This is a genomic window from Methanohalophilus sp. DAL1 (assembly GCF_001683555.1).
Classification (GTDB): domain Archaea; phylum Halobacteriota; class Methanosarcinia; order Methanosarcinales; family Methanosarcinaceae; genus Methanohalophilus; species Methanohalophilus euhalobius.
Genome location: NZ_MAFX01000004.1, coordinates 1 through 24168 on the forward strand (window position 1 = coordinate 1; position 24168 = coordinate 24168).

Below are 24168 nucleotides of genomic sequence, written 5' to 3' on the forward strand. Positions count from 1 at the left end.
GAATACGCTATCAATGTGTACTGCAATTAAGGGTACATCTTCCACACCCCCAAGGTCCTTTTCATAAACATAGGTATCACCGGAGGAAAGGATTGCATCATCTACCTCATCTCCATCTTTGGTCAGGCTCATCCATACGCTGTTCCCGTTTACGTCCACCTGCTGGATATTGAGGTTGTAACCTTCCTCAAGAGCCAGAGATGACCCGGAGTAGATGGATTCGTCATCATCTATATCCAGAAGAACCTTTGCTAAGATGCCGTCTGACATCAGGCTGAGGTCGCTATCTACAATAGATGCAGATGTATTTTTATAACCAGCAAAATATCGCTCTGCCATGAAGCCTATGATCTGGTAATTGTCCCAGCCAGTGTACTCAAATTCCTTGGATATAGGCTCGGTACTATACACAAGGTCATTTTCCTTTATCTCACGACCATCGACATCAATCTCAATTGTCATTGACTCGGAAGTGTCGCCTGTGTCAAGGTCATAGTAGAAACCGGAGAAACTGCGGCCATCCCAGGTGTAAGTGGTGGATTGGTCTGCTTCTTCATCCCAGATACGGTTGCCCCATTCGTAAGTGGCGGAATTAACTTCCCATATCCAAGTCTTTTGAACAGTTCCATTAACATTACTACCTTTAACAGTTACATTATAGGTACCCGGTATAGCAGAATCGTTCACATAGCTAGATTCAGAAACACCTGATTGTGTTTTTTCTTCAGTACCATTGATGTACCATACAACATCACAGTTCTGATTTGTGGAGATGTTGAATTCAATGGAATCTACTTCGCTGGAAACAGGATCAGAATCGGGATTTGATTCATCTATATTTAGAGATTCATTACTTACGGCCCAATCCCATGAGAAATCATCTGAACCATTATCATTGTTGACTTGAACAGTCAGATTGAATACACCTTCTTGTGCTGAAGAATTTTCATAAAATGAGGTGTCTACATCGGTCTTATTTTTCACTTCAGAGCCATTCAGCAACCAAGAAACATTTGCAAATTGACTTATTTCAATAGAAAATGTAGCAGAATCTCCGGTATTATTAGTCACACTTGTACCAGAAGGGATTGGATTTTTAATTTGGGGTTCAGGAGGTTCAGAAACTTCCCAATTCCATGAGAACTCATCTGAACCGTTAGCATTTTCTGCAATTGCTTTTACTGTATAGTTGCCAACAGGTGCAGAAGAATTTGTATATGAAGCAGATGTGACACTTTCATTGGTTGTAAGATTGACATCATCAATTTGCCAAGTCACGTTCACATTCTGATCAATTTCAATAGAAAATGTTTTAGGAACACCAGTATAGCTGGAAGTTGGAGAAGTAGGGTCGTTAGAGGTTATTTGGGGTTCTGGAGGTTCTGGATAATATACTTCCCAAATCCACTCATAAGAAGATGTTTCTCCATTTGCCACACTTTCTGCCATAACCGTTACATTGTAAATGCCTACTTCTGCAGAACTGTTAGAATAAGTGTCACTAGTAACATTTGTTGCAGAATCAACTGAAGAGCCATTAATGTACCAGCTGACATTTGAACTTTCATTCAGGTTGACAGCAAATTCTTGGGAAATGCCGTACTCACTTTCTGCACTATTACCAGACGGGTCTTCGTCTATCATAGGTGCACCAAGGGCAACCCCTGATAGTATCCCTATGCACATCAATCCTATCAATAAAATCTTAAATCCGGTTTTCATACCATAATCTCCTTTGTATAATCATATCCGATCTGATGTTCCTATATGTAAATAGCCTTTTCGAGTAATAGCAAAGTTTGTCTTATCTTTGCCGATTAAGTTAATATCCGCATCAATGTCAACAGTTTCTCCTACAACAGTTAAATATGATTCGGTCTGTAATGCCTTGAAACTCTTCCTTGGAATCGTTACCAATAACTCGAAATCCCCGCCTGAATACAGCGCCAGTTCCAGGGCTTCTTGCTTGCTTGAAGCAATTTCAAACACACGCCTGTCTACTGGCAGCAATTCTTTCCTCAGGACAAACCCCACCTCGTTGACCGAAGCAAGATCATACAGCGACAGTGCCAGCCCGTCACTGGTATCCATGGCAGAGGTCACAGCACCGCTTTTTGCAAGCATCCTGCCCTCGGCAATCCGGGGTACGGGTTCCAGAAGGGGTTTCATGAAATCGCTGTCAATATCCATATTTTTCAGATAGGCTTTCAGGGCTGCCCCGGCTGCCCCAAGGGTGCCGGTAACACAAACCAGATCTCCCGGTTTTGCCCCTTTACGGGTGAGAAGTTCTTCTTTGGAAACCCTGCCCAGAGCAGTTCCCGTGATGGTAAGTTCCTCATGGGAATCCACATCTCCTCCGATTACCGAAGTTTCGCAGAATTCTGCACAATCCCGCATTCCCCGGGCAATTTCCCTGGAGTCTTCCAGAGACATGTTTGGGGGATAGCCCACCGCTGCAAGCAAACCCAGAGGCTGGCCGCCCATTGCAGCAATATCACTGAAATTCACCGCAGCAGCCATCCAGCCGATCTGCCAGGGAGTCATTGTATCGGGAAAATCGGTCCTCTGGTGCAACATGTCCGTAGTAACTACAAGGTACTCCCCGCCAAATTCAAGGACCGCACAGTCATCATCCCCGGCAGGCACCTTTAATTCATCTTTTCCCCTGCCAAAAACTGAAGCCAGCTGTGCGATAAATGCGCGTTCATCAATATCCTTTATCATTGATACCATCGAAACCTCCGGAAATATCCAGTGCCTGCTTTCGCATGATAGCAGCAATACGCATGTTGCGGTTTACGAAATCAGAAGGCATCGGAAAAAGCCAGAAAGCACACCTGCAGATCAAGTACCGCCAGGACAGGCAATGATTCAGCAGATACGCTTCTCACAACTATATCTTATAAAGGTACTGCCGACACATATAAAGAGGTTACTTAAACTGCAGACTGATCTGAAGTTATTTTTTCAGTGCCATTTTTGCCTGTACGTATACAGACATTATTCAGGAAAGAAGTTGCAGCATAACCCAGAGATAAAAGTTCATCCCGGCTCAGGGGAGACAGATCCCTCAGGTTCCTGTCCATTGAATGTTCCGTTTCACCCTGCTGGATAAAATAGGCAACATCTCTGCCAGCACATTTAGCAATAGAAGAAGCAATCGATTCAATATCCCCGGGACTATCCATAAAACCCGGCAGCACTGTTGTCCTTAATTCCTGCAAGAGTCCATTTTCCATAGCCAATTTTATGGAACGTTGCACATTATTCACAGCATCTGCCGGTGAAATTGTCACAGAAGGATAGGAACCATAACCAATCATCCTGCCATAATCCTCGGCATTTTCAAGAGAGGCTTTGACATCGATGAAAACACCATCAACCAATTCCTTTTCGAGAAGGTCTTCTAAAACATCAGCGTATACACCATTGGTATGTATCCCGACCAGAAGTCCCATATCCCGGGCCATTTGAGCGATTCCGGAAACTGCCTGCTCCTGTTGCAGGGGTTCTCCACCGGAAATTACTACAGAACTCACAAAGGGACGGGAAGTTTCCATTAACTGTTTTATCTGGGAACTTTCGACCAGCTCATAACCATTCAAAATAGAATAATTCTGGCAGTAGGGACACCTGAAAGGACAATCCCTTAAAAAGAAAACTACGGAAGCCTTGCCCGGCCAATCGAGGGTAGAAAGGGGGACATAGTCCCCGAAATTTACCTCGAAATCTTCAACGCATGTCTGCTGAGCCATATCTCATCCTGTCCGCAAGTTCTTGTTTCTTGGCAGCATTCCATCCGCCTACAGACTGGATATAACCGGTAACCCTGGAAAGGTGCTCCACATTATCTGAATCACAATTCTCACAACTGTCCTGCAATCCGGACATCATATGGAAATCATTCATACAGACAGTCATATCCTTTGTAAAAGCAAAGTAACCGGTCTGGGTGTTGCGTGCAAGATGCATGGTAAAGTCTTTCAGTCCCTTTGCATCGGGAGAGCCTTCACCAAGCCAGATGTGCATGATATTACCCCCATCAACAATAGGGAAGAATACATGCTCCACATTGATCCGCTCCATCAGGGACAGGTCTGCGCCCGGTGGTGCATGTGTACCATTGGTGTAATACACAGGCAGGTCATGTGTCTCCCTTAGACTGGAAAGTGAGGATCCCACATCTCCCTTGAGAACCGAAGCAGCCATTTCCCTGTACTCATCATGAAGCAGGTCTGAAACAGCGAATCTCTGACAGGTAGTTTCAGCAGGCGTCCGTGCAAGAGCTATCTCAATTCCGTGTTCCTCTGAAATCTTGCGGGCATGCATTTCCATTTCTGTCATTGCCCTGACTGCAATCTTGAAAGCCTCTTTTGACTCATGCATCTGGGAGCCTGTATGGTACTGGACCATCTCATTGATACCCACCACACCGATGGTAAACACAAGACTATCCATATCAACAGCAACAGCACCTTTCTTACCGGTAACCGGATCCTTGGGTTGTTGTGTGGCAAAAGGCATCCTGCCGGATTCAATGATCGGGGTCATCCATTTGAGTTTGGTCTGGAATACCTCAATTGCCCTGTCCATCAAACCCTTAAGTCTTGAGAATAGTTCCTCATCATTACCCTGTGCCTTGTAGGCAGCCCTTGGGCAGTTCAGGGAAACAACCTGCCAGGAACCCATGGAAAAGTGTTTTCCGTCCGTGAAGTTGAGCTTTTCATCAAATTCATCATCATCTTCTGCATTTGCCGAAAACTGATAGGCACAGCACTGGTAACAGGAGATTCCTTCACCTGCACCCCTGTAAGGAGGAAGCTGGTTATCAAAGTAAGGAGTGCCAAACTTGGCGGTCAGTTCGAATGTCAGGTTATAAAGATCATCATAGGTCGCAAGTTCTGGATGGGCACGATTGAACATCTCATCCTCTTCCATGAAATCAGGCTCAATGGAAATCTCCGGTTTGGGGAAATTAAAGGGTTTACCCCAGTAATCACCTTCAAGCATGACATTCATAAGTGCCTGGAAGCCAAGGCGGACCTCTCTTTCATACTCACCATAAACCCTTACGTCACTACCATCCGAACCATCCCAGACACGTCCACGATAGACTACAGGTTTATCTCTCCAGAGTTTTGGGACCCCGGGAGAAAGCTGTACGGAGGAAAAAACAAGCTGTCCTCCCCGGGCTACCATCATCTGAGTCATCTCATAAACGAACATCTGCATCAGCTGTTCGATCTCCTTGTAGGACTTACCCTCTAAAAAGGGCGCAAGGAACGTAAGGAAATTATAGAATCCCTGACCTCCGGCAAAATTCGTCTGGGCACTACCCAGGGCTTTTACCGCATGAAGAACTGCAACTTCAGCTTTCATTGCAGGACCGGCAACACTGGCCTTGGCACCGGAACCATCCGGCATGAGTCCATAATAGAAGAAATATCTCAAATCCCAGTCCTGACAGAAAGCCCGGGTTCCCATGTATTCCAGATCATGGATATGCAGATCACCATTCAGGTGAAGATCGGAAAGTTTGGGTGGCAGAAGTAGAAGATACTGTTCCTTGGAGATTTTGTCGGCCTTTTTCTTGTGGGAGGTTTCCGCATTCTCCTGGAGATTGGCATTTTCCTTGGCTTCAAAGCCGGTACCCATATCGATCTCGCAGGCATCATAAACAGGAGTACCTACCCTGGTGGAAATATTACGCCATTCCACATCATTGCGCTCAATCAGGACCATATTAACAACTTCCCTGATTAGCGGGCCGGAGAGGAATCTGAGATTCATACTACGAATTCTTTTTTCCGTTTCCTTTGCTATACCAAGGGCCTCATCCCGGGTGATAGCCGGGATCCCATGGAAACGTTCACTGAGAGAGGTTTCTTTTAGCAGCTGGTTTACAACGATATTGCGATCCCATTCAACCATGTGTCCGTCAGTGGTCCTGACTTTAGGCATTATTGAAACAAAACTACCGTCAAGAGTCTGCTGTCTTGGAGATGATTCGGAAGTAGTTTCAACAATATTGGACGAAGGGATGGTGTCCTCAGGGACACCGCTTATATCGGTATTTTTTACTTTCTTTTCAATTTCTTCTGCCATAGAATCCATATTAAGCCCCCATTTAATTTAGCAAATCCTGAAGGACATCCATATCCACATCACTGCCTTTGAATATACTGTCAGATGTAAGGAAATCATCCCCTATCTGCAATACAGGTGCTTCACTTGTAAAGACACCATTTATGCGCAGTTCGGTAAGTGCTTCCGCAGAAGTCATATCTGCTTCTTCAAACTGTACATTATTCTCTTTTAGCGTCGCTTTCAGACGGGCACATTTCGGGCAGACATCGGTGGTATAGATAATAATTTCAGACATGATACTCCATCCTTGTAACAATAAACACCATCAGGAGAGCCAAAGAAGATAGAAAGGAATCAACAATCATGAATCCGGTTTTGATTTCCCCTAAACGACTGGCTTCCCACAGTGAGTAGATACGAAATAGGATTCATTCATTTATAATGCTTTTTCAGCCTATGTCTGGATACACTAAAATGTGCCTGGTAACAAATGTGATATACAATAAAATAATCTAAATGTTCTGAATTTATTGCATTATCCGATCTGGTAACAAACAAATAAGAACGTTTCCAAAAGATGTATAACCTAAACACCGATAATAGCAGTAACTTGAACCAATTGAGGTGTACAATATAACCGACTTACTTACATCAGGGTGCAAGCCCATAGATGAACTGCTTGGAGGTGGGTTCGAAGCAGGAATTGTGACCCAGATATATGGAGAATCCGGAAGCGGAAAGACAAACCTCTGCCTCCAGCTTGCGGTCCATTGTGTAAAGAATGAGAAAAAAGCAATTCTTGTTGATACTGAGGCAATCTCCCCGGAACGATTCAGTCAGATAGCAGGTGAAAATGCCAGGGAAATCGCCCAGAACATAATCATCTACGAACCCCACAGTTTCGAGGAACAGTATTCTGCAATCCACGAGATAGAAAAAATAAGTGCCCAGAACATCGGACTTATAATTGTTGACTCAGCAACTGCTTATTACCGGTTTGGCCTTGAAGATGAAGAGAAAAGCATCCGCACCCGCAGAGAACTTGCCAATCAGATTGGCTATCTGCACGGCCTGGCCCGCAAGAGAGGAATTGTGGTCGTTATCACAAACCAGGTCTATTCAGACATAGGAACGGGCAAACTGAAACCTGTGGGTGGCAGTACGGTCGAACACATGTCAAAAACCATAATTCAGCTTGAGCGCACAGGTGAGAACAAAAGAAAAGCCAACCTGCTCAAACATCGCTCCCGTCCGGAAGGATTGAGCAGGGAATTCACAATAACCCAGGAAGGACTGAAGTAAAATAAGAAGATTTACTCCAGATACGGAGACTGGGCAAGCACCGACATCCCATTATCCGAAATATTAAGCACACGCACCTCATTAATCGTGCTTGAACCTCTCATTTTCATAACAAAGATGGTACGCTGGAGATTATTACCCACCCTGACACGTTCCAGTTTGATTACAGAATCCGCACCATATTCCACCATCTCATCAAGACCAAACATCTTGCCAACTGAAATCACAGAAGTTACATCGCGGCTGCGCAGGACACCAAACACATCATCTATGAGGGTTCTCAGTTTGTAATTTGAATCTATGGCAAGGAATAGGGCTTCAATTGAATCAATGAATACCCTCTGAGGCTGCACATCATCTATTTTGCTTTCAATTAGTTTTTTGAAACTCTTAATAAGCTCTGAGGGTGCGATTTCCACACTTTTCTGGAGACGAAGCCCCGGCTCGGTGATATCCACAAAAGAAAGTAAGCCATCATCCTCAAGTTTCTTAAAATCCCAGTCAAAGGATGCTTTCATTTCCCGAACAATGGATTTGGATTCTTCCGATGTGATTATACACATCACCTTCTCCCCGTTCTTTGCCCCTTCATAAATGAACTGAGACCCAAAAATTGTTTTACCGGTTCCTGATTTCCCGGAAACAACATTTGCAGTACCTTTAAAGTACCCACCTTTGAGCATCTCATCCAGTCCCTTAATACCAGTACTAACTCTTTCAGGAATTGTCGTCTCCTCCATTTGAAACACCTTGTGAACCACACCACACTTACGCATGATGCTTCCTGCTTCATACCTTTTCCCAACGAAAAACAAGTCCGCAGGCTCTACCCGTAGTTCCTACGGTGCTTTAAATATATTAAGCTTACTTGGTTATCGTAAACTTATGCATTACATTATGTAATTAATATTTTTATACTTTTGGTACGCATTCATCCCCGTAGCTTACGCAAAGGGGTATTCTGGGCTCTGTAGAAAACCCTTTCCTCTAATTTCCACTAATACATTATTATTATTATTATTATTATTATTATAAGAAAAGGTCCCCAATGTAATTCTGGATAGACAAAATACATTGGGGATGAATGTATTTTGTTCCAGATTTCCAATATGGAACTCTCATTAAATCTGTGATTTAATGGTATACCGTCGTAATATTACAGAAATATAGACAGGACATATTCTATTTCAGTAATTATTCAAATGAGGATTTCTACAGAGCCGGATTCCTGATATAAAAATTCATGTATCTTCCCTGGAATTTAACAAAAACCGCTTTCATCAGACGTATCCGGTTCTGCAACAACTTCAAGCAACACTTCACTGAAAAGTAATTTTTCCAGTGTGCGCGTAACATAACTGCGTTGTTGATGTTTACTTATATCCTCTCCAAGACGCAGATCTGAATCAACCTGTACCCTCCACAGTGCCAACCGGAAATTTTCAGGATCCTTTATGTCCATAGTATAGAACTTTTCAAGGAAAAAAGGAAGAATAAAAGGATTGTCCAAAACTTCACACAACAAGAGATGTTCTTCAGCGAAAGAATTTGTGACCTCCAGTTTCTGCGTACCCACAATAAGCCCTAATATATCCAGAGAATAATCCTTGCCCTTAATATTGACACAATTTGTCATAGAGAACCCCGAATTATTTATTCTGCCTTTTTTCCAGAATATCAGTGCAACGCTGCAGGTCCTCTGCAGTATTGACATTCAGGGCTACTTCAGGATCTTCCAGAAGATAATTATAATACTCCTGCTCCTCCCGGATTTTGCTTCCGTCAAGGATATTTATCCCAGTGGGGACTATGAGATTTCCACTCCAGTTGAAAACGGTATCCGGACGCAAACCTATCTTTTTACACAGGGAAAGGGGTATAAATACCGACATTGAAGGTTTTCCACACCTGTAATATTCCTCCACAATGGAATCGATAAGACCGGCTGTTATCAGGGGCAGGTCGGACATGATTACCATCAGGGGCTCTGCAACTTTAGCCTGCTCCACAGCATAAACCATATCTCCAACATAATTATCACCGGCAGTATCAATGGTTTTAACATTACCTCCATAACAATTTTGTACAACTCTTTCTGTGTGAGGGGTAAAAGGAGACACTGTCACATAAACATCACCAATACTCTCAGATTCCTCCAGGGCATCCACAACATAACATATCATGGGCTTACCCAGAAGATCTACACAGGGTTTCTCATCCATACCCAGACGTAAACCCTGTCCACCAGCCATTATAAAAGCATCCATGAAAGACCTCCGTAACCTGCATTGATGGCAAATAGCGCCATAGTAATGGCAATCAAAGAAGTAAGCCTGGCAATTTCATTGGCGGTTCCAATACAATCCCCGTTAACACCACCAAAATGCCTGTTGGAAACATTGAGAACCCCGAAAGCCCCCAATATGGCTGCCACAAAACCTATCAGACCAATTAAACCCAACCCGAGAACAGATACAATACCACCCATTATCAGGCCAGCCAGATATTTACCAACATCTGTTTTGTCGATCACCATGGAACCCAGGCCTTCATGGATCGATTTGCCAAAAGCTGCTATTGTAAGCATACCCTGTTTGGCACCGATCTCCGCCACAAGCAGGGACAGGGGCAAAAGTGCCCACTGAGGCAGCGATGATATGGCACCTGTCATGTATATCTGCTGCTGAAGAGAGGAAATACTGGCATAGAGCAAAATCAGGCCTATGACACAATATGCCACCCCCCCTATACCCAGTGACATATCCTTAAGGGCCTTGATCTTCTTTTCAAGGGAACCGTGAGCCGTACACCCGTCACCAAAATCAGACAGCCCGTCCAGATGATTGAGACCTGTTAGATAGTAAATAAAAACAATAACCAGGGCTGCGGAAATATTGGCGGGGAATACATACTCCACAATTCCTGTAAACATGCCAATCAAAAGACCCAGTATAATACCCGTAAAGACAAACAGGTAACTTCGTTTAACCAGTTCATCAAGGCCTTCCATGGTTATTCCCACGGGAATTGTCGATAAGAAACCAAAACCCGTCCTGGCTGCGAGTAGAAATCCGCTCATCCGGCTATCACACCACCGCCATGTTTTTCGTCATCATCTTTATTTTTAGAAGTGTCAATCTCTGCCATTCCCCTGGTATACATATTGGCAGAAACTCCTCCGATAAGTCCACCGATGACATCATCCATGAAAGGACCGAGTTCTGCAAGTATACCCGGTTTTTGTTTGTCGAACCTGACAAACTCAAACATTCCCTTGTCCCCACTGATATATTTGGAAATGCTCATACCCAGTACCTCATCAGCTATCAGGAAGGTCAGATCCCTTTCATAGGAATCACGACTTATGTTAGGCAGTGTCCCATTGCGACCCTCTCTTTCAAGCAGGATACCGGAATAGATCAGCATGCAAAGGTTGGGATCAGAAATCGCAAGACGAAGTTCCCTTATAAAAAGGGCTTCTGCCTTTTCACGAGTCTCGATTCCCGGATGAGGTGTGTAAAGTCCCATTGAGGCTTCCACAAGTGCCTCTTCAGTAATACCCTCTTCCTTCAGGATATCCATAATATCATAAATATAACCGGTATCAGCTTCTTCGGGCTGTTCTCCTTTTGTATTCCTGGATTCTACATCAGACAGTTTCATAGTATCACTTTGACCAGATTACATAAATTTCCATAAAAAGTTTGTAAAAACATAATTACAAGTGAAAAGCACGCTATAGATATAAGAGCGGCTCCTTCTACAAGCCGGTTTGCCCTTTTAATAGATTCCGCACCCGGGGATGCAAGTCCCTCTCCCAGTACATAAACTCCCGGTTTTTCCAGTTTGACACCTACAGCCCCTGCCACTGCTGCCATTGGATATCCTGAATTTGGAGAATCCGGAACCTTGCAATCTTTATTTGAACAGTAGTATGCGCCCGAAGGATCAAAAGACATATTTTTTGGCAGGATGTTCAGGAAAAATGCAGCTACCCAGATGAAAAACAGGGAGATCCGGGCAGGAATCCAATTAAGTACATCATCCAGTTTTGCCGAGAAGAACCCAACTTCCCTGTGTGCCTCATCCCGGTAGCCAACCATGGAATCAAGGGTACTTACAGCTTTAAAGGCATAAGCTGCTATCAGACCGAAGGGACCTGCTACAGAATAATAGAGCAGGGGAGAGAGAACAGAATCTACGTAATTCTCGGACACGGTTTCTATGGCAGCAGAAGATACATGGGAGTCACTAAGTTTGGAGGTGTCCCTGCTTACATACATAGAAAGTTGTTTTCTGGCTTCCTCCAGGGCCCCAACTTCCAGAGATGATGCAACTTCTTCTCCGGCAAATAACAATCTGCGAATTGAAAAAGTGCTTTTGAGGAAATAGGCTTCAATAACTATACCCACAAGTTCAGGAACCAGGGATTGATTCGACACTAAAAGTACAATATAGGCAATAAGGGATGCAAAAAGAATGCATGAAATACCCATGAAAACACCATAGGTTTTTCTTCCCGATGAAGGAATGTGCTTTTTAAAAATGCCAATCAGTGTCCCGATCCAGACCACCGGGTGCAGGCGAGCCGGAGGTTCCCCAACTGCAAGATCAATTAACACAGCAAATAAAAGCACATAAATCATATGCATATAACCGGCAAAAATAAAATCCATCATAATAGGGGCTCCATTACCTCATCCCAGCCCTTTTTGAGTTTGTCTTCCATCTCTCCTTCACCTTTGAGGACATCAAGCAGTTTCTGGACAGTTGGTTTTTGGTGAACCAAGCCACATTTTTCACAACTCCACACCTTACCTCCGCTTGAGCGACAGACCCACCTGCCTCCTGTGCGCTCATCCCCACAGGGATAAAAGGGACAGAAGCAGAAAGTGCAATCCTGCCCTTTGAAATGGCAGGGATAATAGGGACATGCCCTGTTCGCACCAAGAGGCTTTACAGGTTCTTCGTCCAGTATCTGGTTAAGATTCTCCATGGCACTATCCCGGGCACTGTCAACTACAACTGTCCCTATAGCCTCCACAAGCCTATCAGTATCCTCTTTTGGCCTCACCGAAACCCTGATAAAATTACAGTCCATGGAATAAAAGTCGGAACAATCCCTTACAAGAAGACCCTTTTCAGCGAGTCTGTGAGTCAATTCAACCGAATCCAGGCTTGCAGCACTTATATCCACAAGGACAAAGGATGTATTACTTTCATGCGTTTTGAACCTGCGCACCTTGCCCAGGCGCTCCATAAGGTAGCGGCGGTTTTCCCGGACAAATTGCCTTGAGGCAGTTAGATAATCATTCACAATATCAGAAGGCATATTCAATAAGGATATAGCGACTGCTTCATCCATTGGCCCTATATTGCAGCAATTGCGTACCCTATTCAGAATCATTGCAAACTTCTCATTAGTAATACTAAAAGCAATTCCTGCTCCGGGAAGCGAAAAGGTATCTTTCAGAGAGCGTATCACTAAAAGATTGTTAAAAGAAGGAACTTCATCTGCCAAAGTTGCAGATACGTCCGTTAGGTCTAACAGACTTTCATCAACCACCAGCAGGGTAGAATGGTCATTACAGCGTTGCAGAAGAGAAATTAAATCAGTTTTTGAATAAAGCTGGCCTGAAAGATTATCCGGGTTAGTGAGCATGATTATTTTTGCTTTGGTAAGCAAAGCTGAAGATATGTTTTTTAAGTCGTCCTCAAAAACATAGTTCACTTCCCCACCACTGATTATACAATGTTTTTCATCGGCCGGATTCTGAGACCTGTTCAGAAGAACGGTATCGCCGGTTTCAATTACCGAGGAAAATACCATGCGTATTACATCTTCAACTCCCAGAGCAGGAACAATATTATCAGCAGCAATATTATTTCCAAAATATTCGGCAGCACTTGACCTTAATTCTGAATATTCATTATCGGGGAATTGGGAATACATGGATTCCACACGGGAAAAAATATCCTCCAGGCAGAGTTTGCAATCCGGATAATCAATGGGACTGCCCAGAGGATTGGATGTTGAACTAAAATCAATTATAGCTGTTTCACTAATACCTTTTTCCAGAGCAATTCTGTGCCCATCTTCTAAAGGTTTCCTGATTGATTCAATTTCTTTTTTCCATAATCCCTTATCAGACACGTTAATCGAAATAAACTAATGAATAGAACCTATATTAAATTAATCAAATTGAGTTTCCTATGCTTCAGAATAATTAGTCCTGAAACATCATGAAAAATAAAAAAGATTAATCTACCCTTGATCATTTTCTGGCAAAGGTTAGATAACCGGTGTGGCCCACCCTTGATGGTGCGGGTCTTGTGCCTCTTTCGGATACAGATAACTCTCTTTCCAGACATTCAAGAGTATTTAAACTGTAAAATCCTGCCTTCACTGCTTCCAGGTATACGGCTTTTGCCTGTTCAATGAAAGGTGAATAAACAACAAGGAAACCTCCGGCAAGCAGGTTGGAGCAGGCATACCTGACAGATTCTGCCGAATCTTTAATATCAAGTACTATAACATCGAAAAAATCACTGCCCTGCTTCATCACATCCACAATATCCCCGCAGCGAACTTCCACATTGGAAAGGCCGGCCATGGACAAATTGGCCCGGGCATTCTTCACAAAATCCTCACGTATCTCATAGCTGATCACTTCCTTTGCTACAGAACCCAGATAAATTGCAAGCACACCGCTGCCCGTACCGGCTTCGAGAATCCTGTCAGAAGAATTGATACCTGCATGGGAAATAATCTGGCCCACATCCTTGGGCATGATAGGTGCCCCCGTGCGTTTTGCAAGTCTGAACATATCCGGAGCCCGGGGCCTGATGACAGAGAATTGCTGACCCATATGGGACACAATGGTGCCGCCGGGTTTTATATCCAGCAAGTCGGCCGTTTCAACAATACCAAATTCACAGTGGAACTGTTTGCCCGAAACTGTGGTCAGATATTCCCGGAATTTGTCTTTATGACGGGTGCGCAAAAGCACCGTTTCATTTTCTTTCATACATGCACCTCAGGGTTGTTGATAACGGCGGGCAGGAATCGTTACAATATCCCGGGGTATAGAGTGTTTATCCTGCCGGAGAATTTTTGTAAGCTCTCTGAATTCAGGGCCGTAGGCTTCTGAAAGTTGTTTCCCATATTTAACTCCGTGCATCGTCAGGACATACTCATAGCGCTGGTGGAACCTGTTATTCTTTTCATAATAACGCAGGTCTTCATCCACAATACCCATTGCCACGAGCAGCTGGATGTTCTCAAAAACCCTGTTGCTGTAAGGAAAACCATAGTCCCAATGGAATTCATAATCAAAGAGGTTACGAAGGCTGACATCTTCACTGAACCGCTGGACCATGCGATATATCCAGGTTATATTACGTAAACGGGGAATTGAGACAAAGCCATCTTCCTCTTTCCAGAAGATGGAATTAACGGTATAGAACAACAATATCAGCCCCTCTATCGGTAGGTAATTTTCCTGACGTATAAATCTCAGCAACTGAGGAGACAGGGTGTCAACAGTATGGCCTACAACATCCTTGAGCTGTGCAGCTTCTGGGCATCCTACACCATCAATCGGAGAAAAAACAACCAGTGACAGTTGCCTGGAAATCGCCCTGACCAGACCGTTTGCAAGGGCAGATTCATCGTAAAAGAAACTATCCTCACCGTTCACAACAACCCTTGTACTGCGAGGCACACCGCTGGCAACACTCAAATCTGCAAAAACGTCCCCAATTCTCTTTTCAAGCTGCTCCTCGAACATCTTCTTGGCCACACCATGCCGGGCTATTGTAGACAGGGCCATGCGGGTTGCCGGGTTGAGGGTTTTCTGGTTAAATCGCACAATAGGGTCACAGATATTTCCCGCAAGGACTGAACTGATAAGATGTTGTGCCTGATCGTTGCCATATGTTTTTATGAAATAAAGCAAGTCAGCATCATTATATTCAGTGAAAAACAAACCCACCTGTTTATTCACAGATTCTGCATCTTTCTTTTCCCCGAATATAGCCAGAGCATTTTCAAGAGATCGCAATAACATAATCCTGGCAGACTGGGTATGAGGATGATGCACTATAGCATTATAGTGATGTGCACGAGCTATGAGCATTGATTCAGCAACCGTCAATGTCATATCTTCATCATAACTGCAACCATCCTTTTTGCCCAGTACGATATTGCCATTGCGGATGCTCAGGTTCTGTATTATCTGGTCCACGTCTATTAAACCCAGGGATATACCGGTGTGATACGAATCACGAAGCAAAAAATCGATCCGGTCCGCATCTATGTCACCGGATATTAACTGTCCCAGATAGGGCTTTTCCAGAAAAGAGGATTTACCTGTTGCCATGAGGGCGATTTGATCGAAAAAATCAACAGAATCCTGACCCAGCTCTTCCTCAACTATTCTCGCAATATTACCGTTGTTTGCAAAACAATTTCTTATGACATATTCACTGAAAGCTTCGTGGTTTTCCCTAATTATACCACCATATTGTGGCTTAATATCAGGATTGCGTTTTAGGACATCTTCCACGGCATGAGAATATGCAGAGTGACCTACATCGTGCAAAAGACCTGCAACCTCTACTTTCATTTTATCCTCTTGCGGCAGAGACAGGGCATCGGCCATCAGGGATGCCATATGCATGGTACCCAGACTATGTTCAAACCTGCTGTGCTTCGCACCCGGATAAACGATATCAACAAGACCGAGCTGCTGTATGGAACGTAACCTCTGCACCTGAGGAGTTTCCACCAGTTCCTTTTGGAGAGGAGTCAACAGGATAGTTTTATGCACAGGATCATGAATCGCCCTTGAACTGACCATGGATGTGTATTTAGGTGGAAGATATATATAAAGGTGTAAAATATCTCAACCAGACTTAATTAATTATCACCAGAGAGAAAATAATGAGAACAATTCAATGGAATGCTGAGAATTCTACCGTGAGAATGATCGATCAAACCCTGTTGCCTGTCGAATACAGGGAGATCGAATGTGAAAATCTGGCCCAGCTGTGTGAAGCAATCAAATCATTGCGGGTCAGGGGAGCACCCGCATTGGCAGCAGCAGGTGCCTATGGTATTGCCCTTGCCAGCAAACTCAGCAGTGCAAATGACATGGAAAGCCTCCTGAAAGATCTCAAAAATGCCGCACGGATCATCCTGGCAACCCGACCCACAGCTATAAACCTGGGATGGGGAGTAAACCGGGTGGTCAAAGCAGTCTCTGAAGCCTACGACACTGAAGGCATACGGAACATAGCTCTCAACGAAGCACAGGCCATTGCAGATGAAGATGTGCAGATCAACAAAACTCTCGGCAAACATGGTGCTTCCCTGCTGGAAGATGGGGATACCGTAATGACCCACTGTAATGCCGGCAGACTGGCCTGTGTGGACTGGGGCACAGCCCTGGGAGTGGTACGCTCCGCTGTGGAACAGGGAAAAGACATCAATGTGATCGCATGTGAGACCCGGCCTTTGAACCAGGGAGGCCGGCTTACGACCTGGGAGTTGATGCAGGACAATATCCCGGTCAAACTAATCTCGGACTCCATGAGTGGTTATGTAATGCGCCACGAGCTTGTGGACAAAGTAGTCGTCGGGGCAGACCGTATTACAGAAGATGCTGTATTCAACAAGATCGGGACCTACAACCATGCGATAGTGGCCATGGAACACGAAATTCCTTTTTATGTAGCAGCTCCTGCCTCAACATTTGATTTCAAGGGATGGGAAGGTAGTGTGAAGATAGAAGAGCGAGATCCTGATGAATTGCGCTACATGCAGGGAGTACAGATAGCACCTGAAGATGTACCGGTAATCAATCCTGCTTTTGACAGCACACCGATGGAATATATTGAGGCGATAATTACAGAAAAAGGAATCTTCAGGCCACCGTTTTTGATAGATGAAGTAAGAACATGAGGGCGCAAGCTTTTAAAGTATAAAATACAATCAGGGTACAAGTAAACAAAAGGAAAGAGCTGGAAGAATATGGGAAAAAAGAAACAGAGTAACAACGGATTGATGTCTTCTGCCGGCCTTATGAGATATTATGAAGAGGACAAAAGGGCAATCCACCTGGACCCCAAAGCAGTTATGGTCTTTGGATTGCTTTGTGGATTTGCTGTTATTCTATTAAGCGCCAGTTATGGCACCTGGCCATAAAATGTAATCCATTATAAAGAAAAAGGGCATTCAGCCCTGTCTATCTTTTTTAATCGTTTTAGAGATCTGCCTTGCCGTGGTAGTTCTGGGTTCGTTCTTATCCACAAGGATGCGTCCACTTTTCTCCCACCAGGAACGCGGATAAGCTTTATCTTTTTGAACCTCTGGATTAAGATCCAGAGACGCAGCTGCCTTTTCCATTTCTTCCAGACTCGGCTCCTTTACTGAACTTTTGCGAGATATAATCCTTCCTTCATTCCTGCTTTTGGAACGATCTATGGAAGCCGGCCAGATTACAAGCCTGCCTTCATCTTTCATTAGCATGATCCATAGATTGGAATTCATTAAATATAATTCTTGGTGATAGACCACCTCAGATAAACCTAAAATAGTAAAGTGGCATCTAGTATAGCAAGTAGGAGAGTTTACAAATGGGCCTGTTCGGAACCAACGGAGTACGTGGAATAGCTAATGAATTCATCACACCTAAATTTGCAATCGACCTTTCCAGAAGTATGGGAACCCATCTTGGAGAAGGTAAAACCGTAGCTATCGGAAGAGATACGCGCATCTCAGGAGAGATGCTAAAAGCAGCTGCAATATCCGGTTTACTTTCAGCGGGCATAAGAGTAATCGACATTGGAACCTGCCCAACCCCGTCTGTCCAGTATTATGTGCGCGACCATGCAGATGCCGGGATTGTTATTACTGCATCCCACAACCCGCGGGAATACAATGGCATAAAACTTATAGACGCAGATGGCACCGAGTTTTCCAGGGAAGGGGAGAAAAAGATCGAAAATATCTACAATACCGGCGAATTCCACACTGCTAACTGGAACCTGACAGGCGAACTGAACAGGGATTATAATGCCAATGATTACTACATCAATGGAATAATTTCATCGGTCAATTCCACAGAGATCAGAGCAAAACGGTTCCGGGTGGCCATAGATACAGGATGTGGTGCAGGTTCTCTTACACTACCCCTCTTGTTGCGTAAACTGGGATGCGAGGTCATTACTATCAACGCCCAACCGGATGGTACTTTCCCCTGGAGAAATCCCGAGCCAACCCCCGATGTACTTGGAGAACTCAGGGATATTGTCAAAAACTACGATGCTGACCTGGGAGTTGCCCAGGACGGTGATGCAGACAGAGCAGTCTTCTTTGATGAAAATGGTACATTTATTGATGAAGAAATACTGCTTTCCATGATGGCAAAATATGTGATATCGGGTAAAAAAGGCCCACTCGTAACACCGGTAAGTTCATCCCGGCGCATGCTGGACATTGCAGAAAAAACAGGCGTGGAACTTCACTGGACAGCCGTAGGATCCATTAATGTAGCACGCAGAATGATGGAAATAGACGCTGTTTTTGGCGGAGAGGGGAATGGAGGGCTTATTTTCCCCGAACACCAGTATTGCAGGGATGGAGCCATGGCATGTGCCAAATTACTTGACATAATGGCAACGGGAGTAAAACCATCAGAGATGGCCGGAAATGTTCCGGAATACCACAATGCCAAAACAAAGGTGAAATGTGGTGATCTGAAAAAGACACTTGAAAATGTAACCAGTCGTGTACAGGGAGAAGGAATTGAGATTGATACCACTGATGGTTTCAAGATATGGTATGAAGACGGGTGGCTACTGATACGCCCTTCAGGCACCGAACCAATTGTCAGGATATTTGCCGAAGCCAAAACTGAGCAAAAGGCAAACGAACTGCTGGAAAGAGGGAATAAAATAGTACTGGATTCAATTCAGGAGTGAACATCAGGGTTTGCCGCAGGATTCCCCGCAAATAATACCTGTGGCAATGAGATGTGCAACCCTCAGGGGTTCAGGTATATTGCTATGGGTAGCACTTAACTGGACTATCCGGGTAGCGGAAATTTCATCAATGCCTGCACACTGGATATAAACCGGAGTATGGGAGTGAGAAGTTATCACCCGGGATATCCTGCCTGCTTTTTTTATTATCGCAAACCTTTCATCCGGGTATTCCAGATGATAGAGAGCATTTTTTATATTCTCAAAATCAGGCATCGAGCGCATCAGCACAATCACTCCCATTCCTGTAGATTCATTTAAGCGCACAATGTCAATCGGATTGAAACCCCCGTATGTGACTCCATCCAGCATTATCACACGTGCCTGATTCCTGTGTTTACTGGCTGATATCATCCTTATTAGTGAATCGGTAGCATCCATACCATCCCTGGTAATGTAGGTGGATAACACTCCATCAAGCCACATTCCCCCTCTGAAAAAAGTCCCTACCACAAGTATACGGTCACTTATCAGAGCTGAATCATCTATACCCAGAATCCTTATTTCCGGTTTTATATGAAAAAGAGAAAAGGGTATACCCCCTTTAAACAAACATAGAGCCTGGATGCTCATTATCTTGAGGTTGTCGGGGCTTTAGGACTTTATCGATGGCATCCATAAAGTCAGCCATTGTCACACTATCACGATCATTGCGCACAGCAAACATACCGGCCTCGGTAGTCAGTGCATGCAGATCCGCACCACTTGTATTTTCTGTAAGGGCGGCAAGTTTGTCAAAGTCCACATCCCGGGCAAGGGTAAGCTCTCTGGAATGAATTTTGAGGATCAAACTACGTGATTCTTTATCCGGCATCGGAACCTCGACCATCCTATCAAAGCGACCCGGACGGATTATGGCAGGATCCAGGATATCCACCCTGTTGGTGGCTGCAATTATGCGAATATCACCCCGGTTCTCAAATCCATCCATCTCCGCAAGAAGTTGCATGAGGGTGCGCTGCACTTCCCTGTCAGCACCGTTGGTATCACTCAGCCGGGCTGCTGCAATGGCATCGAGCTCATCTATGAAAATAATGCTGGGAGCCTTCTTTCTTGCCATATCGAAAACTTCTCTGACCAGCCGGGAACCTTCACCAATGTACTTTTGCACAAGTTCCGAGCCCACAACACGGATAAAAGTTGCGTCAGTACGATGGGCTACCGCTTTTGCCATCATCGTTTTACCGGTACCCGGGGGCCCGTGCAGGAGCACACCTTTAGGAGGTTCCACACCCACACGTTCAAAAGATTCGGGTTTAATGAGCGGTAGTTCGACACATTCGATAATATCCTGGATCTGATTATCCAATCCACCGATATCTTCATAACTTATATCCTGGGATTCCAGGACTTCCATTGCTGAAACTTCCGGTTCTTCTGTCGAGGGAAGAACATCCACTATGGAAAGGGTCTGCTGATTCAGGGCAACCCTGACACCGGCAACCAATTTGGATTCATCTATGTACTGGGAAACTCCCACCATGAACTGGGGGCCCGAACTGCTGCGTATCAATACTTTATTGGAATCAATGACATCAATGATATTTGCCACGATCAAAGGAACAGTCTTAAGCCTGTTAATCTCAGAGCGAAGTTTGCGAACTTCTCGCTCATACTTCACTTTCTGGGATTCAACATTCTTTTTTTCAGATTCAATCTGGTCGCACTGCTCTTTAAGTTTGCTGTTGCGGGATTCAAGTTGTTTCATCCTGTCCAGAAGGTACTTTGAAAAATCTTCGTCTCCTTCAGAACCCATATAATCATATTCTACATCGGACATATTTTTAAATCCGTAATTTCCCTGATTTACCGTATCATCGCTGGTTTCGTTCATATAGCTCCGAATAATATTTAAGTCCATAGGTATATAGCACTTTCGAAAAGAGGCATGGCAGCTTCCATGCAAGAGATGATTTTTTATGCAGTGTGAAATATGTGGTGCAGAGATAAAAGGGGAGCCTTTTAAGATAAATGTCGAGGGAAGCGAACTCAACGCCTGCAACCGATGTTCACAATACGGAACATCAGTAAGCACCCGGAAACCGGTATCCAGAAAAAACGCTCCTGTGCGGCAGGGGATTAAAAACAGTTCAAAACCCAAAAAGAACCCGGTAACTGCTCCTACAGAAGAACTCATAGACGAATACGAACAAACCATAAGAGAGGCCAGGGAAGCAAAGGGCCTTACCCAGGAAGAACTTGCTTCCAAGATAAAGGAAAAAGCATCCCTGATCAAAAAGATCGAAAAGGGAGACATCGTACCTGAAGATTCGGTACGTACAAAGCTTGAACATACCCTTGATATCGAACTCACCGAGAAAGTGGGAGAAGACGACTGGGATACAAATACCCTGAACAGGGGCACTACTCTTGGCGATATAGTAACCATCAAGAAAAAATGAAGTGATATGATGCACCTCGAAGACAAGAAAGTCGGCATAATAGGGACCGGCAAGATGGGGCAAAGCCTCCTTAGAGGCATAGTTCGTGCAGGAAAAGCAAAACCTGCAAATATCTATGCCAGCGATGTTTATGAACCTGCACTGCAGGCACTTAAAGGGGAACTTGGAATAAACGTATCAACAGATAACTTTGATACGGTGGATAATTCTGAAATCATCATCCTTGCGGTCAAACCCCAGATACTGCGCAATGTACTGAGAGGTTTTGCAGACCATATCAACGAAAACAAACTCATAATTTCAATTGCAGCAGGAGTTCCTGCAGCCACTATTGAAGAGGAATTGCATGAAGATACAAGAGTAATTCGGGTGATGCCAAACATTGCCGCAACCGTCGGTGAAGCGGCCTCTGCAGTCAGTACGGGGAAAAATGCATCCGCAGAAGATGCTGAAGTTGCAATGGAAATATTTTCAAGCATGGGTTCTGCCGCTCTTGTACCTGAACATCTCATGGATGCGGTTACAGGAGTTTCTGGCAGCGGACCCGCATATATATTCCCGGTAATCGAGGCTATGGCAGATGGCGGTGTGCTTGAAGGACTTGACAGGGAAAGTGCAATGAAACTGGCAGCCCAGACAGTACTGGGCGCAGCAAAGATGGTCCTTGAAACAAAAAAACATCCGGCAGAACTCAAGGACATGGTGACTTCTCCTGCAGGGACAACCATCCACGGTGTTCATGCACTTGAGAAAAACGGAGTAAGGGCGGCTTTCACAGATGCAGTGATGGCTTCTGCAAAACGCTCCCGCGAAATGGGGAAATAATTCCCCTACCTTTCCTGAAACAATACAAAAATTGATATAGTTTTATGATTTAATTAATTACAAAGCCTTCAATGGGGGGTTTGTATGAAATCCTTTGCGGTAATCAGGGGAGAAGACAAAAACAAAGTCAGGATTGCGCTGCATGATTTGCAGCAATACGGGAGCATGAAATTCAGTTCCTGTCCAAAACGTATCGAACCAAACTATGCAGACACTCTTCTTGTGAGGGTCGTGGGAGTACCCTTGCGTTCAAATTGTAAGTTTGCAGCACTTGTGGGACTGGAAAATAATGCCGGCTCTGCGATAAACAAACTGAGAAAAATACATCCACCAGCCCATATTGTAATAATAAGTCCCAGACATGATGCTTATGAAGAATTAATGGATAACTCTGAAATCTATCCTGAATTTGAAATAAACAATTAATATTTTTTAGAAACGTTGAATAATAAGTTTTTCTGCGAAAATTAAAGAAAATGGGGCCGGGACCGAGAATCGAACTCAGATCGTAGCCTCCACAGGGCTACAGGATAACCGCTACCCTACCCCGGCATGTTGAGAATTGCCCTACGCGAGGGCATCCTATACATGTATTTCTCTTAAATAAACTTTTCTCCATATCAGTCTTTCAGACGCGAAATTGCAAGCTGTGCCGCCTTTTCACCTGAGAGAAGCATCCCTCCAAAAACAGGACCCATCCGGGGAGAACCTGCAACGGCATTGGCAGCCATACCTGTAACTATCAGACCGGGATAAACTTCCCGGGTATTTTCCATTACAAGACGCTCACCGCTATCAGCCCACATTGGTTTTTCACCCACTACCTCCTTGCCGTCAAAAGCCCCGGGAATCTTGCGCTGCACAGTATTGCATACAGTAGCCTCATGACCGGTTCCGTCAAGTACCAGGCGAGAACGTATTGTGAGAGGGTCAACATGAAGCCGGCCTATTTCAACTGCTGTCCAGTTAATAACAAGTCCGCATACCTCATCATTATCCCGTATCATAACATCTTCAAAACTTACCAGATTGAATATTTCAACTCCGGCAGAAACCGCTGCGCTTATGAGTTTACCCACAGTACCAACCGAGTTTGCCACATAGTAGCCTTCTTCATATTCATGATATGGTACATCAAAATCATCAAGGATCCTGCGCGCTTCTTCCTGGACCACAATACGCGGGAACATCATGCCACCGCCCCACATACCTCCTCCCACAGAGAGTTTCTTCTCAAAAAGTACAGTCTTTAATCCTGCTTCTGCAAGATAACGTGCAGCAACAAGGTTTGCCGGACCTCCGCCTACCAGGGCCACGTCAACATCAGTATAGTCCAGAAAAACATTGGTAAATTCTTCAACTATCGCTCGGGTAATAATTCTCTCATCAAGTTCCATGAATCCTGCCTCAAATGCTGCTAATTTTTCTCATTTTATAAGCCACATCGATATTAAAACTATTGGAGAAAGGAAAAACAAAATACATGAAATGTATTGAATATCTCTGG

At 44.4% G+C, this 24168-nt stretch carries 25 protein-coding genes and 1 tRNA gene; 7 read left to right on the forward strand and 19 right to left on the reverse strand.

The genetic code is table 11. The annotated features are described in order from the left end of the window. The 5 genes from A9957_RS01005 to A9957_RS01025 all read right to left on the reverse strand — a co-directional run. Positions 1-1722: S-layer protein domain-containing protein (locus A9957_RS01005; RefSeq protein WP_292342859.1), on the reverse strand; the 1722-nt coding region annotated here is incomplete at its 3' end. A 21-nt stretch (positions 1723-1743) separates the two neighbouring features. Further along, the gene (gene thiL, locus A9957_RS01010; RefSeq protein ID WP_292342861.1) at positions 1744-2733 is read right to left on the reverse strand and encodes a thiamine-phosphate kinase; all 990 of its coding nucleotides are present in this window, start codon (positions 2731-2733) and stop codon (positions 1744-1746) included. A gap of 203 nt (positions 2734-2936) precedes the next feature. Further along, the gene (locus A9957_RS01015) at positions 2937-3755 is read right to left on the reverse strand and encodes an anaerobic ribonucleoside-triphosphate reductase activating protein (RefSeq protein WP_096712745.1); all 819 of its coding nucleotides are present in this window, start codon (positions 3753-3755) and stop codon (positions 2937-2939) included. Then, complete coding sequence (nrdD, locus tag A9957_RS01020; protein ID WP_292342914.1) at positions 3733-5961, reverse strand: anaerobic ribonucleoside-triphosphate reductase; 2229 nt, start codon at positions 5959-5961, stop codon at positions 3733-3735. Before nrdD ends, A9957_RS01015 begins: the two co-directional genes overlap by 23 nt. Before the next feature lie 166 nt (positions 5962-6127). Then, positions 6128-6382, reverse strand: coding sequence for a glutaredoxin (locus A9957_RS01025; protein WP_072358872.1), 255 nt, complete (start codon positions 6380-6382; stop codon positions 6128-6130). A 329-nt stretch (positions 6383-6711) separates the two neighbouring features. On the opposite strand from A9957_RS01025, the gene radB reads away from it, so the two are divergent. Next, positions 6712-7389 carry a DNA repair and recombination protein RadB gene (gene radB, locus A9957_RS01030; protein ID WP_096712748.1) on the forward strand — a complete coding sequence of 226 codons (678 nt, stop codon included), beginning with the start codon at positions 6712-6714 and terminating at the stop codon, positions 7387-7389. Between the two features lie 11 nt (positions 7390-7400). Here radB and A9957_RS01035 read toward each other — a convergent pair whose 3' ends face one another. The 9 genes from A9957_RS01035 to A9957_RS01075 form a co-directional block, all read right to left on the reverse strand. Continuing rightward, positions 7401-8129 (reverse strand): ATPase domain-containing protein, encoded by a 729-nt coding sequence (locus A9957_RS01035; RefSeq protein WP_292342863.1) that lies wholly within the window; start codon positions 8127-8129, stop codon positions 7401-7403. A 521-nt stretch (positions 8130-8650) separates the two neighbouring features. Further along, a complete protein-coding gene (locus A9957_RS01040) occupies positions 8651-9025 on the reverse strand; it encodes a hypothetical protein (protein WP_292342865.1) in 375 nt (124 codons plus the stop codon). 13 nt (positions 9026-9038) lie between these two features. After that, the gene (locus A9957_RS01045) at positions 9039-9656 is read right to left on the reverse strand and encodes an NTP transferase domain-containing protein (protein ID WP_292342866.1); all 618 of its coding nucleotides are present in this window, start codon (positions 9654-9656) and stop codon (positions 9039-9041) included. Further along, positions 9641-10468: an adenosylcobinamide-GDP ribazoletransferase gene (gene cobS, locus A9957_RS01050; protein ID WP_292342868.1), complete on the reverse strand. Its 828-nt coding sequence runs from the start codon at positions 10466-10468 to the stop codon at positions 9641-9643. The genes A9957_RS01045 and cobS overlap by 16 nt, the downstream gene beginning before the upstream one ends. Next, positions 10465-11052, reverse strand: coding sequence for an alpha-ribazole phosphatase CobZ (gene cobZ, locus A9957_RS01055; RefSeq protein WP_096712753.1), 588 nt, complete (start codon positions 11050-11052; stop codon positions 10465-10467). Before cobZ ends, cobS begins: the two co-directional genes overlap by 4 nt. Then, positions 11049-12068, reverse strand: coding sequence for a cobalamin biosynthesis protein (locus A9957_RS01060; RefSeq protein ID WP_292342870.1), 1020 nt, complete (start codon positions 12066-12068; stop codon positions 11049-11051). The genes cobZ and A9957_RS01060 overlap by 4 nt, the downstream gene beginning before the upstream one ends. Next, positions 12065-13543 carry an aminotransferase class I/II-fold pyridoxal phosphate-dependent enzyme gene (locus A9957_RS01065; protein WP_128754350.1) on the reverse strand — a complete coding sequence of 493 codons (1479 nt, stop codon included), beginning with the start codon at positions 13541-13543 and terminating at the stop codon, positions 12065-12067. The genes A9957_RS01060 and A9957_RS01065 overlap by 4 nt, the downstream gene beginning before the upstream one ends. Positions 13544-13664: 121 nt before the next feature. Then, a complete protein-coding gene (locus A9957_RS01070) occupies positions 13665-14417 on the reverse strand; it encodes a tRNA (adenine-N1)-methyltransferase (protein WP_096712755.1) in 753 nt (250 codons plus the stop codon). A gap of 9 nt (positions 14418-14426) precedes the next feature. After that, positions 14427-16250: an HD domain-containing protein gene (locus A9957_RS01075; RefSeq protein WP_292342872.1), complete on the reverse strand. Its 1824-nt coding sequence runs from the start codon at positions 16248-16250 to the stop codon at positions 14427-14429. A gap of 83 nt (positions 16251-16333) precedes the next feature. Here A9957_RS01075 and A9957_RS01080 point away from each other — a divergent pair, with 83 nt between their 5' ends. Next, positions 16334-17353 (forward strand): S-methyl-5-thioribose-1-phosphate isomerase, encoded by a 1020-nt coding sequence (locus A9957_RS01080; RefSeq protein ID WP_096712757.1) that lies wholly within the window; start codon positions 16334-16336, stop codon positions 17351-17353. 69 nt (positions 17354-17422) lie between these two features. Continuing rightward, the gene (locus A9957_RS01085) at positions 17423-17596 is read left to right on the forward strand and encodes a preprotein translocase subunit Sec61beta (protein ID WP_096712758.1); all 174 of its coding nucleotides are present in this window, start codon (positions 17423-17425) and stop codon (positions 17594-17596) included. A gap of 30 nt (positions 17597-17626) precedes the next feature. Here the strand turns inward: A9957_RS01085 and A9957_RS01090 are convergent, their stop codons facing one another. Next, on the reverse strand, positions 17627-17914 hold the full coding sequence (locus tag A9957_RS01090; protein ID WP_096712759.1) for a signal recognition particle protein Srp19: 288 nt from the start codon (positions 17912-17914) through the stop codon (positions 17627-17629). Between the two features lie 113 nt (positions 17915-18027). Here A9957_RS01090 and glmM point away from each other — a divergent pair, with 113 nt between their 5' ends. After that, a complete protein-coding gene (glmM, locus tag A9957_RS01095; RefSeq protein ID WP_096712760.1) occupies positions 18028-19374 on the forward strand; it encodes a phosphoglucosamine mutase in 1347 nt (448 codons plus the stop codon). 3 nt (positions 19375-19377) lie between these two features. Here the strand turns inward: glmM and A9957_RS01100 are convergent, their stop codons facing one another. Both A9957_RS01100 and A9957_RS01105 read right to left on the reverse strand, forming a co-directional pair. Continuing rightward, entirely contained in the window at positions 19378-19986 is a 609-nt protein-coding gene (locus A9957_RS01100; RefSeq protein ID WP_367121608.1) for a DUF99 family protein, read from the reverse strand. Beyond that, positions 19979-21268 (reverse strand): proteasome-activating nucleotidase, encoded by a 1290-nt coding sequence (locus A9957_RS01105; protein WP_105460835.1) that lies wholly within the window; start codon positions 21266-21268, stop codon positions 19979-19981. Before A9957_RS01105 ends, A9957_RS01100 begins: the two co-directional genes overlap by 8 nt. Before the next feature lie 85 nt (positions 21269-21353). On the opposite strand from A9957_RS01105, the gene A9957_RS01110 reads away from it, so the two are divergent. The 3 genes from A9957_RS01110 to A9957_RS01120 all read left to right on the forward strand — a co-directional run bounded on the left by A9957_RS01110 (position 21354) and on the right by A9957_RS01120 (position 23087). Further along, entirely contained in the window at positions 21354-21836 is a 483-nt protein-coding gene (locus tag A9957_RS01110) for a multiprotein bridging factor aMBF1 (RefSeq protein WP_292342876.1), read from the forward strand. A gap of 9 nt (positions 21837-21845) precedes the next feature. Then, complete coding sequence (gene proC, locus A9957_RS01115) at positions 21846-22661, forward strand: pyrroline-5-carboxylate reductase (RefSeq protein ID WP_292342916.1); 816 nt, start codon at positions 21846-21848, stop codon at positions 22659-22661. A gap of 84 nt (positions 22662-22745) precedes the next feature. After that, a complete protein-coding gene (locus A9957_RS01120; RefSeq protein ID WP_096712765.1) occupies positions 22746-23087 on the forward strand; it encodes a DUF356 domain-containing protein in 342 nt (113 codons plus the stop codon). Between the two features lie 51 nt (positions 23088-23138). Here A9957_RS01120 and A9957_RS01125 read toward each other — a convergent pair. Together A9957_RS01125 and A9957_RS01130 are read right to left on the reverse strand one after the other, a co-directional pair. Continuing rightward, positions 23139-23213, reverse strand: a tRNA-His gene (locus tag A9957_RS01125). A gap of 68 nt (positions 23214-23281) precedes the next feature. Further along, on the reverse strand, positions 23282-24058 hold the full coding sequence (locus tag A9957_RS01130; protein ID WP_292342879.1) for a sulfide-dependent adenosine diphosphate thiazole synthase: 777 nt from the start codon (positions 24056-24058) through the stop codon (positions 23282-23284). Between the last annotated feature and the right edge of the window lie 110 nt (positions 24059-24168).